We start from the raw sequence: 12,351 nt of genomic DNA, 5'->3' as shown, positions 1-12,351 counted from the left end.
CAGCTTAAAGGTGGTATCCCTGGCTCTTCATTTCGGATGCTTTAAACAGTATATACCTATCTTGATCCAGTGGATAATCCCAGCACCCCATTCGGTGATGTAGGTTACCTCCAAAACCCGATTTGAACTTGAAGAGGCCATACATCGGATGCGCGGGATCGGGTCGTGGTGATACACCGAAAAAGTCATATTCTTCACAACCCCTGCTTTTGGCAATTTGCATAGCCCTCCATTGTAGTGCATAGGTGGCCATATAGTTCCGTTTGATAGACGATGACGCACCATACAGATAAGTTCCGCGCTTGTTACTAAGAACTAAAAACATGGCCGCTAGGGGTATCCCATCTACTTCTGCTACCAAAAGTTGCACTTCGGCAGGGGATGCACTATTTTCGGCCCTAGCCTTCAACACAGAACGAAAATATTCAATACTGTTCAGATGAATATTATTTCTGATTGCAGTTTCCCGATATAAAGCATACCATACATCAAGTTTATCTAAACCTACTTCTCGAATATGCACACCCTTTCTACCAGACAGATTAATATTGTAACGGGTTTTTGGCTTCATGGCCGCCAGCAGCGCCTTCGGTTCTTTTCTGAGGTCAAGAAATATTGTATTTGATGGCAAAATGTCTGAATTAGACTTTTTGAGATTCCAGTGTTGTGTACTAATGTTTAACCTAAATTCTTGATATCTCTTTTCCGGAGGACCATTCCAATTACCATACTTATCGAAATGTTCCGGGTCTGTTGCCCATTGCGATTGCCAGGCAAGATCGTAACGTATCGTAATGCAATTCTTCGGCAAATAAGAACGTAATGATTCAGAAAATTCTTCCAGAAATTTTCCTTGGTTTTCTTCGTGAGGCTCAATTTCAGGCCCATAGGGAATATAAGCAATTGTATGCTCATTATCGATATGTTGAAGTAAAATAAGGACGTCTGTTTCTATATAGGCTGATTTTCCGGTGGGTGAACCATTGAAAATAGATGGTTTATTCACTTTGAAGTTAATAGCTAAACTAGCGATCCCTTGTTGTTGTTTTACTTCTGACCAAAATGCTGTCTGCTGAATGATTGAGGTTTTATAAACGTGCTTGATTTCTTTTTTCTCCAGTCCGAATACCATTATTGTTTTGTTTCTTTTATTTCCTCATCACTGATCTCGATCAGCCGTTCTTTATAAAGAGCACCAATAGCTTTTTTGAAGGTTTTTTTACTTATCTTAAGAATCTTATATACTTCTTCCGGCGAACTTTTGTCTCCTAGCGGTATACGTCCATTTCGTTTTTTCAGCAAATCGATAATCATCTCTCTGCTATTAAGAATATGTTCATACCCCAAAGGTTGTAAGGATAAGTCTATTTTTCCATCGGGGTATATTTTTTTAATCCAGCCCTTTCGTTTATTTCCGATACGGAGATTTTCAAACACTTCATTCGCATATAAGAGCCCTATATGCCGATTATTTATAATTGCATTATATCCCAAATCTGTTTCTTCTGAGATAATCAACTCCACCTCATCTCCAACTTCGACACTAAGTTCATCTCTATCAATGTATTTGTTCAATCTTGAAGAACCCACCATGTGGTTGTTCAATGGATCTAGATAAATGTGAATAAGATAACTTTTTCCCTTAACCATAGGCCATCTTTGTTCTTTTTTTGGGACGAAGAGGTCCTTTTCAATGCCCAGATCCATAAATACACCATTTGGAGCTTCGGCGACGACCTTTAATAAGGCATAATCGCCTACTTCTGCATAAGGTTTCTTGGTAGTTGCGGTTAATGCCCCTTGTTTATTGGTATATACAAATACCGTAATTTCCTCCGCATCTTTGGAAATCGGTGATAAGGTGTTTGTGTGGGGTAAGGAGACGATGTTCGATTCGTCATCCGAAAGTGTATATTGTAAATTGTCAGAGCCTACAATTTTAAGCGTATTTAGTTTTCCAACCTTGATCATGTCCAATTCTTTAGCCTTTAGATCGCAAAGGTACTAAATTTAGCTTTAGGCCGAAGCTTTACGTGCTACCTTCACCGGCCCCGTCAATTTATTGAACCTGGTAGGCGATAATGTGATTCTTAAAGAAAGTAGGAAGATACAGCTGGCGCGACGCGCGATCAAAAGCGAAGTCTGCTGTATTCATTTTTTCGGCTTTAGTATCAAGAAGTGTAGTTACTTTTCCATCTTTCGTGACATAGTAGAGGACACCAATCCATGCGCTCACCAAAAAGTTGTCGCCGTCTTTTTGCAAGCCGTCAGTAGATTTTTCCATTCCCTCTGCAATTTTATCGGCTTGTTTGTTTTTATTTAAATAGAAAAGCGAACCGCTATCTAAAAAATATAAACCGTTGTCTGCCGCAAAGAGGCCATTGGGGTTTACGAGACCGTCCAGAAAAACTTCAACTTTGCCATTCTTATAGCAGTAAATTTTTCCACCCTTTGAATCGGATACATAGACGATTCCGTGTGGATCGATTGTAATATCGTTTAGCATACCAACTTGGGGGATTTCAATTTTTTTTAACACTTTATTGTCGGGTATGTCGATAATTACCAGTTCTTTTAAATCTGCCACATAAAGTTTGTCTTTAAATTCGCCTAATCCTTTAGGTGAATTGAGGCCGGTAATCCATTGCGCATTTATAATTTTTCCGTTACGATCTAATTTTGCGATGGACCCATTGCCGTCTGTTGCTGTGTGATTGCCGGGGCCTATTAAGCTTGCATACAGGGTGTTACTTTCTTCTGCAATCAAAACAGATTCAGGAACGTCCAGATGATCTGTTTGCCATAGTTTCTTTAAAGCAGGTTGAGCTAGTAAGTAAGAACTGACTGAAAGAAAGTATACGAAGCTAAATAAGGTCTTTATCATCACAATTTATTGTTGGTAATCGTTTAACAAACTTAGTAAAATTTAAATCGGTGTGCAATGGTCAGTTTTCAGCAACCAGCTTTCGGTTTTATAGTAAGCCTTAAGCTATACGCGGTATGCTTTAAGCTCGCAGGGTCCACGCCATTGTCACATTGTCACATTGGCTAATCGGCTCATTGGCTAATCAACAATTTAACCACTCAACATTCTCAACGATCTGAATGCCCTAGATCTTTACCCGGATTAACATGATCCCGAATGACTTGTTTCAGCGATTTCACCTCAGGGAAACCACCTGCCCGCTTGCGGTCGAAAATTTCCTGATCGTCAATTCGTATTGTATAGCGTCCACTGACATCACTCGGTTTTAGAAGTACACCCTCGAGGTCTTCGGTGAAGGTGGTAAGAATTTCCTGAGCCATATAAGCCGCACGCAAAAGCCACCCACATTTAGGGCAATATTCGATGATTATCCTAGGTTTCATATATTTTTTTATTTTCAATTAATCTTCTATATGGGGTATCTATTAAACATAAGGATGATACGACTGACCCCTAATCCACTCGTCTTGATGAGATTTTTTCGAACGAATATAATAAAATCAAAAAAATAGAGTTAATGATATGTTAGTGTTTAATAACTACAACTGGTTTGTTTTTTTTTTATGTCTTATAATCAGTGAGTTAGTTGATTTGTGTTTCAAAAGAAAAATTAAACACTTATTTTCGCACAATCTCTGAGAAAGGTAGCTGAATTAGAGTGGAATGTTCTTACTAGCGGGGGAAAATGCTGAACTAACTTAGTCGCATTGTAAATGTAAAGAACGATTGTGTATTCTTAAAATAGAAATATGATAGGAAAAAACATTCGAACAATACGTTCAGTCGGATCTAAAGTTTTATTTCTGGCACTTTTGTACTTAGGTTGTGTAAATATAAGTTTTGCGCAAACAAAATATATAAACAATCATAAATCGATAGCAGATTCGCTTTCAAAAGCTTACGGGATACCTTCGTCGGTAATTTTAGGTATTGCTATCCTGGAGTCCGGAAACGGGCAAAGTAGGAATTCTAAATTATTGCATAATCATTTTGGTATCGTAGGCTCTAATAAACTAAAGCAAACGCACGGTATCAAAAGTCGATACAGACAATATAGTTCGGCAATGGGGTCATTTATACATTTTTGTAAACTGATTTCCGGTAAGTATTTTTATTCCCGATTAAAAGGTACGGACGATGCCTCCAAGTGGGTCGATGCTATAAGTAAATCAGGATATTCCACCCATCCTCAAACATGGAAAACACGTATTCTAAAGACCATCTCAAGATATAACTTATGATATATTAGATGTCTTTATGAATGCTAATAAACGTGTATTTCAGTTTATTTTCTTTAGCCTACTTCTTTATCTAGTATTTTCATATATCAATATTGCCTATCGTAAAAAGTGGGAACCCTTTGATCGTATTAATTTAATTTCCGATGTAATTGTAAAGCCACGAGAGAATGATGCGCTTCACCAAAATAGATACACGTCAGGAAGCAAGAAGGTGAAGCAAAACAACGACGAGAAAAAGAATGACTCCCTTACAATGCATTCAAATGCTTCAATAGATGAAGCATTTATGACCGCAAGTGATAGCTCCAAGGAAAAGGTAATTGTGTCTGCCGAAGCACTTCCCCTAAACCTGAATCAATCTGACATTATTTCCTTTAACATAGACTCCGAAAGTGTTGCCTTATCACGATTTATAAAAAAACTCATTGCCTTGAAAAATGGCAAAAAGACGAAGGTGAGAATCGCTTATTTAGGTGACAGTATGATTGAAGGCGACTTGTTATCCCAAACGTTGAGAAGTTTACTGCAACAGGCTTATGGGGGAAGTGGTGTCGGTTTTGTTCCTATAGCATCGCAGGTTGCCCAATTTAGACGCACGGCTATCGCGTCGTCTTCCGCTAACTGGAGGGATTTCAACTTTAAAAATACTAAAAAGCAAGATTTATTTATTTCCGGCCATGTGTTTTTTTCATCTGGAAACGATTGGGTTAAAATCAAAGATAATACCAGTAAAGATACCTCAATAGTGCTAGGTAAGTATCTGTTACACGGACCGGCAACAGACAGCGCATCGGTGGTTGTTAATAAAAAAACGATGATGCTGGAACGGACATCACTATTTAACCGTACACTCGTAGCCCATAATAAAGATAAATCCATTGTTGTTTCCTCTGCTGACCGGAAACTCCCACTATTTGGCTTGAGCTTCGAATCAGATCAAGGTGTTATCGTAGACAACTTTTCATTTAGAGGCATTTCAGGTTTGGAATTAGGGAAGATTAATGCAGATTTGCTCAAGGAAATCAACGAGCAAAACCCTTATGATTTAATTATTTTTCAGTACGGTGTAAACGTCTTATATAAGCCGGATGACACCAATTTTACTTGGTACAAGCGAGCAGCGATTCCAGTTGTTAAAAAAATGAAGGCATGTTTTTCTAAGGCCGATGTGCTTATCGTAGGAACTGGCGACCGTGCTTTTAGGTATCCCGAGGGCTATCAGTCAGCGGTAGGTATTGAAGCACTTATCAAGGAACAGGCCGCACTGGCGAAACAAACGGATTGTGCTTTCTTTAGTCTATATGCAGCAATGGGAGGCAAAAATTCGATGGTAAATTGGGCTACGCAAAATCCCAGTTTAGCGAATAAAGATTACGTGCATCCCAATGCGTTGGGCGCTAAATTGTTGGCGAAGCATCTATTTGAGGCAATTAATAAGCAAGTGAAGAAATCTGAAAACACAAATTTAAATGGAACTGATTAATATGGATTGGAAATTAGCGCCCATTGAAATTGATTTTTCTGCGCTTGCAAAATCGTTTCTGTATGATCCGAAAAATCCCTTGCTCTTTAACAATGGTTTCTTTGTTTTTTTCTTTGCGCTATTTATTATACTATATTACATTTTTAGAAATCGTTATGCCATTCGCCGTTATATTTTTTGTGGCTTCTCGCTTTACTTCTTTTATAAAGCAAGTGGCTATTTCGTTAGCTTAGTTGTCATTTCTGCAATTGTCAATTATTGGCTTTCACATGCGATTTATAAACGCCGAAGTCGCCGGTATCGGCTTTCCTTGCTTGTCTGCTGCATTTTTTTCAATTTAGGATTGTTGTTTTACTTTAAGTATACGAATTTTTTCTTATCCATTAGCAACCAATTCTTTCATACTGACTTTAGTGCATTGAATATTTTATTGCCTATTGGAATCTCTTTCTATACTTTTGAGAACCTCAGTTATAACATCGATGTATATCGAAGGGATTTTAAGCCTGCAAAGAAATTCAGTGAATATCTGTTGTTTTTGTCTTTTTTTCCAAAGTTAATGATGGGCCCGATCGTAAGGGCGCACGATTTTGTGCCACAAATAAATAAGCCTTATTTTTTACGGGATGAAGATTTTGCTAAAGGTTTTTATTTGATCATTTCGGGCTTAATAAAAAAGTTAATCATTTCGGATTATATTACCCTGAATTTTGTCGACTATGTCTTTGATGACCCGTCCCGTTATACCGGACTGGAGAATCTCTTTGCCGTTTATGGATATGCTATCGTTATTTATTGTGATTTCAGCGGCTATAGCGATATTGCAATTGGAATTGCTAAGTGGCTTGGCTTCAGTATTCCACCTAATTTTCTGTCTCCTTACCAAAGTAGCGATATAACAGAGTTCTGGAGACGATGGCATATTTCACTCTCGTCCTGGTTACGCGATTATTTGTATATTCCTTTGGGTGGCAACAGGAAAAGCACTTTTAGCACCTATTTATTCTGTCTGTTGTTTTTCGTTGCTGTATTTTTTGGTAGCAAACATCTATTAGGCCTAAACAATCAGTACGCCGGCATTTTATGTGCAGGTATTTCAATCGTATTACTGATTCCTGGCTTAATAAAATGGAAAATGTCTGGTGTAGCAGCCAATATGAACTTATTAACCACGATGTTGTTGGGCGGATTCTGGCATGGAGCAAGCTTTAACTTCTTAATTTGGGGAGCCTTACATGGCTTAGCTTTGGCTTTACATAAGATTTGGATGCTGATAACGGGAAAATGGATGGACGGGCTAAAGAATACTTGGCTCTATCAAACGCTGGCAGTACTTGTTACCTTTCATTTGGTATGCTTTTGCTGGATATTCTTTAAGGCTCCTGATTATGACACATCAGTAGTTATGATTTCAAAAATCGCTAATGAAGTTAGTTTCGACGTCTGGCAAGGCTTTTACGCTAACTATAAAACCGTTTTGGCGATGATGTTGCTGGCCTTAAGTATTCACTTTATCCCTGATAATTTTGCAGATGAGGTTGTGGAGGGATTCGGCCCTATCTCATTGGTAACCTACCTGATCGTTTTCTTTTGCTTTTTAATATTGTATGGCCTCTTCAAATCCGCAGAACCGGTTATGCCTATCTATCTGCAGTTTTAGTCGCTAATTTAGACAGAGAAGGTTCCGATGCGGTCGAAAGGTACTCATTATAACCTTTGGCCATTGCATCGAACAGAAGAGCTCCTTGCATGCTATATGCTTTTTGCTGATAATGAATTTTATCAGCTTGCAATAAATTATTTTTCAACCAAGCAAGGGAAGAACCTGCCCCCCCGGTAATGTCAAACAAATCCCAAAGGGGAATGCCCATTTTGTTACAATAAAATTTTAAGGCCAAATTGAGTCGTTCAATCATGGGATTACTACGGCCATTCTTGAATGATTCAGCCGTTGTTGTAATAAGTATGGACGCGCGTGGGTCGATCGTTTGTATTTTGGCTACGGTTTCAGCAACTTGATTAATGTAAATTTCTTCCGTCATTCCATTGTAAAAAGCCTCATTCGTTCCCATGGATAAGATATATAGATCGGCATTTAGCGCAGGAAGCTGCTTCCAAAATAAAGGTTCCTTATTGTATTGCTCGTAGCGTGCGCCATTTACACCGATGGTATGAAATAGCACACCCGGATTATTTCGCTTCTCCAGTGAAGCACCGAAGAAGCTGGGAGTCGATGCTAAGGGGCTTATATTAAAGCCCGTAGCAAAGTCCTTCAGTAAGATTTCCTTGGTTTCTAAGCCGTCTGGCGTCGATTGATCAATGGTGTAGGTATTCGCATCGTTACCTATGGCACGAATATTCCATGATCCTTGACTCACGAAGAGTTTAATATAGTCAAAAGATTGTTGTTTTGCCTGTAAGTCAGGTTTTAGTGACAACCTAATCAAGCCCTGACTATGGATTTTTCTTAAGCCAAATCCGGAGATGCCACTAGCCGCCGGTGTACGTTGATGACTTATTTTACTTGGTAACCACCGGGTAGAAGTTGAACTGGTAATATCCAGTGGACCGTTGGTCCGAGCGACTTGATAAGGAAAAACCAAACCTCGTCCGGCATCACCAAAAAAATCCTGTAGCCCCGCCCGTACTTCTCGAGAAATAATATCCGGCTGTATATGGGAATCGCCGATTTGTACAATATTGACACGATGTCTTTGGCCAGCCCTCAAGGCTAGGAGTTTCTGATAAAACGAAGATAAACCTTCGACATTTGTAATGGTATCCTTTGCAGGGTTGATGAAATTAAAGGATTCATTATATCGTTGGGTTGGTAACCTTTTTAAAACTAAATTATGAATGGTGGTGGTTGATATCTTGTTCGCTCTTGGCTGATTTGCAGTCTCAATTGCTCCTGCCGAAATCGATAGAAGATATAAAAATAATATATAGTTCATTTATGCTACTTCTTGTCTTGTCTTTTCACTATACCTTAAACGTTATCTTTCGTTCTTTTGGTATGCGCCTTAAGCAAATGCAAAAAGAGTTTTATTAAAAATTTTGACAAAGGTATAAAAAAATAGTAAATATAATCTATTGATTTTCAGGTATAAGTGTTTGTCTGCTTAAAACTACTTATGGAAAACTGTCATTACAGTGATCTTATAGATAAATGTAAATTGTCGAATTTAATCGCTCAAGCTATGTTAAACCCTAAATTAAGTATCCTGACAGGTTCTTGGTTAGATCTTGTTTTTGAAGGCAGAAATAAGTTATATGGTGCTTACGTAATTCGTAAGAAGGCACATCACGATCTGTCGAAAGCGCTGCTATTTGGCATCTTATCTTTCTTAATAACAGTAGGCGTTGTTGTCGGAATTGCTCATTTTAAAAAGGACGCCACCTTTCAATTGATTTCAGATAATGACGAATTGGTTTTACAGGAGGTACCGCTCGAAAAAAAGGTGGAAGTTGTACCTCTGTTGCCGAGAGAATCCCAACGGCGTTCGCGGACAGACCAGGTAAAAATGACGGCACCTAAAGTGGTACCACATACGCAAGCGGCGGAAGAACCTCCCACTATGGAAATGTTAAAAAGCGCCAATCCCGGACCGACAACGATTACTGGCGATCCAACTGCAGCAATAACTATCGATACAAAAGTAGGAGCTATAGATGAAATGACCGCCATCACAGAAGGAGGGGAGACGCAAGCAGTTTTTGTAAATGTAGAAGTAAGCCCTACATTTCCGGGTGGGATAAAAGCATTTATGGAATACGTGGCTAGAAATTACAAATTTCCTGAAGAGGCTAAATCTCACGGTATTAATGGAAAATTATTTTTAAGTTTTATTGTAGAGAAGGATGGTTCCCTTACTGATATACAGGTATTGAAGGACTTAGGATTTGGCACTGGACCGGAAGCGGTTAGACTATTGGAACAAGCACCTAAATGGAAACCTGGGATTCAAAATGGACGACCTGTGCGTGTTCGATATCAATTACCTATCGCTTTGCAGATACGGGAGTAGTAGAGTAGTTGGGTAGGGAATATTTTAAATTAGCCGATGAGCTAATTTGCCGATGTAATAACCGGCAAAGTGAGCTAGTTGCATTAGCAGTCGCAGTAGCACAAGCTTAAAGCTTACTGCTTATAGCCTAAAGCTTACGGCTTACCGCTTATAGCCTAAAGCCCTATGGCTAATGCCAACATAATCGCTGGTTAATAAAAAGATTTTGACTAGGTTTGTGATACATAAATTGAAAAATGAATAAAGGCTTTGCTACCTATTTTTTTGCAGTGGTTTTATCTTTCTTTGTAACGAATGCTTTAGCGCAGAACTACACTGAACAGACCTTGGCGCAAAGAGAAGTTTATAAACAAGCTTTTCTGACAGATGAACATGCCCCTTTGAAGGAGAAGGATTTGAAGGATCTCCGTTTTTTTGGACCGGACAGTTTATACAAAGTGACTGCGGTGCTTACTTTTATCTATGATGACCAACCGTTTATTATACCCACCTATAGCGGTAAGGAGAAAAAGTATTTACGTTTTGCTGAAGCTCATTTTAAAATCAATGGTACGCCAGTAAAACTCACGTTGTTTAAAAGTGTGGCTTTAATGGATAATCCGAAGTATGCCGATTACCTTTTTCTCCCATTTACCGATCCTACAAATGATGAGGAGACATACGGAGGCGGAAGGTATCTGGATTTAAAGCGAAGTGACATTAAGGGCAATCAGCTAACGATCGATTTTAATTTAGCTTATAACCCTTATTGTGCTTATAGTGAAGGGTATAATTGTCCGATTCCACCGTCAGAAAATGCGCTTTTAATTCCGATAAAAGCCGGTGAAAAAAGGTTTGTGGGAACGCATAAGAAAAAAGAAACTCTAAAATGACTGTAAATAATTTCTATCGTATTACCCTTCTTTTTTTATTGATAGGCACTAGCTCTGTCCATGCCCAGCATAGACAAGTGGACGTAGGGCTAAATTTAGAAGGGATTACTTACCCCTTTGCTGAGCACTACATTTCGCTTGTTAATCAGGGGGAGCAACTGCGTATGGAGTATATGGATGTAAAACCTGCACAGGCTAATGGCAAAGTTGTAGTACTGCTACACGGAAAGAACTTTAACGGTGCGTATTGGGAACAAACAGCAAAGACGTTGGCCGATAATGGATATCGTGTAGTGATTCCGGATCAAACAGGCTTTGGAAAGTCATCCAAGCCTCAACGGATACAATACAGTTTCCAACTACTTGCAAAAAACACCAAGGCTCTTTTAGATAGTCTTGGCATCTCTAAAATCTTTTTATTGGGTCATTCCATGGGAGGAATGTTGGCTACTAGGTTTACACTTATGTATCCCGATTTGGTTGACAAGCTGATATTGGAGAATCCAATTGGTTTAGAAGACTGGAAAACGGTTGTTCCATATATAAGTATAGAAGAATGGTACCACGACGAATTAAAGCAAAATTATGAGCGCATAAAAGCTTATCAATTACAATTTTATTATGATAACAAATGGAAGAAGGAATACGACCCTTGGGTTGACATGCTTGCAGGCGTTACAAACAACATCGATTATCCACGTTTAGCTTGGAATTCTGCCTTACTGTACGATATGATTTTTACCCAACCGGTATGTTATGAATTTGCAAATATAAAAGCATCTACTCTTCTGATTATCGGACAAAGAGATCGCACAGCTCTTGGAAAAGCAAAAGCACCGAAGGAGGCCCAACAAAATCTCGGCAACTATCCCGAACTTGGCAAAAAAACCTCAAAAGTTATTAAAAACGCAACTTTAGTTGAACTAGAGGGGATAGGACATTTACCGCATATAGAAGCTTACGATCGGTTTATTGATCCTTTAATAGAATTTCTTGCAAAGTAATAGTAAAGCGGAAGAAGAAAGCAGGTACTTATACTATAAATAGAAGCTTAAATCGCCCTTTCCCTGCCGGATGACATCAAACTCGCCCGAAGTACAATCAACCACAGTTGAAGCTTCGTTGCCGCCATAACCGCCATCAATGACCAAATCTACTAAATTTTGGAATTTTTCATGGATAAGTTCAGGATCAGTTGAATATTCTAGAATTTCATCCTCATCATGAATAGAAGCCGAAACGATTGGATTTCCCAATTGCCTTACAATTTCCCTGGCGATGTTATTGTCGGGTACCCGTATACCGACGGTTTTCTTGTTTGAACTCATCAATTTAGGAACTTGATTACTTGCATTGAAGATATAGGTAAAAGGACCGGGTAAGGATTTCTTAAGCAATCGAAAGGTCGCTGTATCGATGGGCTTGGTGTATTGAGCGATATCCGTTAAATCATAACAGATGAAAGATAGATTTGCTTTTTCCGGCTTGATTCCTCTAATCCGACAGAGCGTTTCAATCGCCTTTTGATTCGTTATATCGCATCCAATACCATAGACGGTATCTGTAGGATAAATAATAATCCCACCTTTTTTAAGCACGGCAACAACTTGCTCTATCGCACGTTCGTTCGGGTTTTCGGGATATATTCTTATAAGCATGTTAAAAAGTAAAAATTCAAAATTAAAAAGTCGAAAGCGTACCTGCCAGTAGGTGCTACTGCTACTACTACCGTCACTTTCAG

General features: G+C 38.8%; 12 protein-coding genes. 6 read left to right on the top strand and 6 right to left on the bottom strand.

Annotation, left to right across the window (positions count from 1 at the left end; translation table 11 throughout):
• Positions 1-4: 4 nt before the first annotated feature.
• The 4 genes from E0E36_RS22270 to E0E36_RS22255 form a co-directional block, all read right to left on the bottom strand.
• A complete protein-coding gene (locus E0E36_RS22270) occupies positions 5-1,132 on the bottom strand; it encodes a lipid II:glycine glycyltransferase FemX (protein WP_130857809.1) in 1,128 nt (375 codons plus the stop codon).
• Positions 1,132-1,971 carry a CvfB family protein gene (locus tag E0E36_RS22265; protein ID WP_013666587.1) on the bottom strand — a complete coding sequence of 280 codons (840 nt, stop codon included), beginning with the start codon at positions 1,969-1,971 and terminating at the stop codon, positions 1,132-1,134. Before E0E36_RS22265 ends, E0E36_RS22270 begins: the two co-directional genes overlap by 1 nt.
• Positions 1,972-2,059: 88 nt before the next feature.
• Positions 2,060-2,884: an SMP-30/gluconolactonase/LRE family protein gene (locus E0E36_RS22260; RefSeq protein ID WP_130857808.1), complete on the bottom strand. Its 825-nt coding sequence runs from the start codon at positions 2,882-2,884 to the stop codon at positions 2,060-2,062.
• Positions 2,885-3,093: 209 nt separating this feature from the next.
• A complete protein-coding gene (locus tag E0E36_RS22255; RefSeq protein WP_013666589.1) occupies positions 3,094-3,369 on the bottom strand; it encodes an Rdx family protein in 276 nt (91 codons plus the stop codon).
• 366 nt (positions 3,370-3,735) lie between these two features.
• Here E0E36_RS22255 and E0E36_RS22250 point away from each other — a divergent pair, with 366 nt between their 5' ends.
• Genes E0E36_RS22250 through E0E36_RS22240 form a run of 3 tightly spaced genes read left to right on the top strand, consistent with a single transcriptional unit; the run spans position 3,736 to position 7,370 of the window.
• Positions 3,736-4,227 (top strand): glucosaminidase domain-containing protein, encoded by a 492-nt coding sequence (locus E0E36_RS22250; protein ID WP_013666590.1) that lies wholly within the window; start codon positions 3,736-3,738, stop codon positions 4,225-4,227.
• A gap of 16 nt (positions 4,228-4,243) precedes the next feature.
• On the top strand, positions 4,244-5,710 hold the full coding sequence (locus tag E0E36_RS22245) for an SGNH/GDSL hydrolase family protein (protein WP_130857807.1): 1,467 nt from the start codon (positions 4,244-4,246) through the stop codon (positions 5,708-5,710).
• Positions 5,697-7,370: an MBOAT family O-acyltransferase gene (locus E0E36_RS22240; RefSeq protein WP_242627367.1), complete on the top strand. Its 1,674-nt coding sequence runs from the start codon at positions 5,697-5,699 to the stop codon at positions 7,368-7,370. The genes E0E36_RS22245 and E0E36_RS22240 overlap by 14 nt, the downstream gene beginning before the upstream one ends.
• Here E0E36_RS22240 and E0E36_RS22235 read toward each other — a convergent pair.
• A complete protein-coding gene (locus E0E36_RS22235) occupies positions 7,351-8,664 on the bottom strand; it encodes a GDSL-type esterase/lipase family protein (protein ID WP_013666593.1) in 1,314 nt (437 codons plus the stop codon). The two genes, E0E36_RS22240 and E0E36_RS22235, sit on opposite strands and share 20 nt — an antisense overlap.
• Positions 8,665-8,910: 246 nt before the next feature.
• On the opposite strand from E0E36_RS22235, the gene E0E36_RS22230 reads away from it, so the two are divergent.
• The 3 genes from E0E36_RS22230 (at position 8,911) to E0E36_RS22220 (ending at position 11,614) form a co-directional block, all read left to right on the top strand.
• The gene (locus E0E36_RS22230) at positions 8,911-9,738 is read left to right on the top strand and encodes an energy transducer TonB (protein WP_130857806.1); all 828 of its coding nucleotides are present in this window, start codon (positions 8,911-8,913) and stop codon (positions 9,736-9,738) included.
• Between the two features lie 236 nt (positions 9,739-9,974).
• The gene (locus tag E0E36_RS22225; protein ID WP_130857805.1) at positions 9,975-10,610 is read left to right on the top strand and encodes a DUF1684 domain-containing protein; all 636 of its coding nucleotides are present in this window, start codon (positions 9,975-9,977) and stop codon (positions 10,608-10,610) included.
• Positions 10,607-11,614, top strand: coding sequence for an alpha/beta fold hydrolase (locus E0E36_RS22220; protein WP_130857804.1), 1,008 nt, complete (start codon positions 10,607-10,609; stop codon positions 11,612-11,614). The genes E0E36_RS22225 and E0E36_RS22220 overlap by 4 nt, the downstream gene beginning before the upstream one ends.
• A 33-nt stretch (positions 11,615-11,647) precedes the next feature.
• Here the strand turns inward: E0E36_RS22220 and E0E36_RS22215 are convergent, their stop codons facing one another.
• Complete coding sequence (locus E0E36_RS22215) at positions 11,648-12,268, bottom strand: L-threonylcarbamoyladenylate synthase (protein WP_130857875.1); 621 nt, start codon at positions 12,266-12,268, stop codon at positions 11,648-11,650.
• Positions 12,269-12,351: the final 83 nt, after the last annotated feature.

The organism is Olivibacter jilunii, assembly GCF_900607235.1.
In the GTDB taxonomy this organism is placed as follows: Bacteria; Bacteroidota; Bacteroidia; order Sphingobacteriales; family Sphingobacteriaceae; genus Olivibacter; species Olivibacter oleidegradans.
This window is presented reverse-complemented; position numbering and strand designations above follow the sequence as displayed.

Excerpts from the sequence above, each read along its gene's own strand:
- E0E36_RS22235 (WP_013666593.1), bottom strand. The coding sequence starts at position 8,664 with ATGAACTATATATTATTTTTATATCTTCTATCGATTTCGGCAGGAGCA.
- E0E36_RS22220 (WP_130857804.1), top strand. The coding sequence starts at position 10,607 with ATGACTGTAAATAATTTCTATCGTATTACCCTTCTTTTTTTATTGATA.
- E0E36_RS22245 (WP_130857807.1), top strand. The coding sequence starts at position 4,244 with ATGAATGCTAATAAACGTGTATTTCAGTTTATTTTCTTTAGCCTACTT.
- E0E36_RS22215 (WP_130857875.1), bottom strand. The coding sequence starts at position 12,268 with ATGCTTATAAGAATATATCCCGAAAACCCGAACGAACGTGCGATAGAG.
- E0E36_RS22270 (WP_130857809.1), bottom strand. The coding sequence starts at position 1,132 with ATGGTATTCGGACTGGAGAAAAAAGAAATCAAGCACGTTTATAAAACC.
- E0E36_RS22255 (WP_013666589.1), bottom strand. The coding sequence starts at position 3,369 with ATGAAACCTAGGATAATCATCGAATATTGCCCTAAATGTGGGTGGCTT.
- E0E36_RS22230 (WP_130857806.1), top strand. The coding sequence starts at position 8,911 with ATGTTAAACCCTAAATTAAGTATCCTGACAGGTTCTTGGTTAGATCTT.
- E0E36_RS22260 (WP_130857808.1), bottom strand. The coding sequence starts at position 2,884 with ATGATAAAGACCTTATTTAGCTTCGTATACTTTCTTTCAGTCAGTTCT.
- E0E36_RS22240 (WP_242627367.1), top strand. The coding sequence starts at position 5,697 with ATGGAACTGATTAATATGGATTGGAAATTAGCGCCCATTGAAATTGAT.
- E0E36_RS22265 (WP_013666587.1), bottom strand. The coding sequence starts at position 1,971 with ATGATCAAGGTTGGAAAACTAAATACGCTTAAAATTGTAGGCTCTGAC.
- E0E36_RS22225 (WP_130857805.1), top strand. The coding sequence starts at position 9,975 with ATGAATAAAGGCTTTGCTACCTATTTTTTTGCAGTGGTTTTATCTTTC.
- E0E36_RS22250 (WP_013666590.1), top strand. The coding sequence starts at position 3,736 with ATGATAGGAAAAAACATTCGAACAATACGTTCAGTCGGATCTAAAGTT.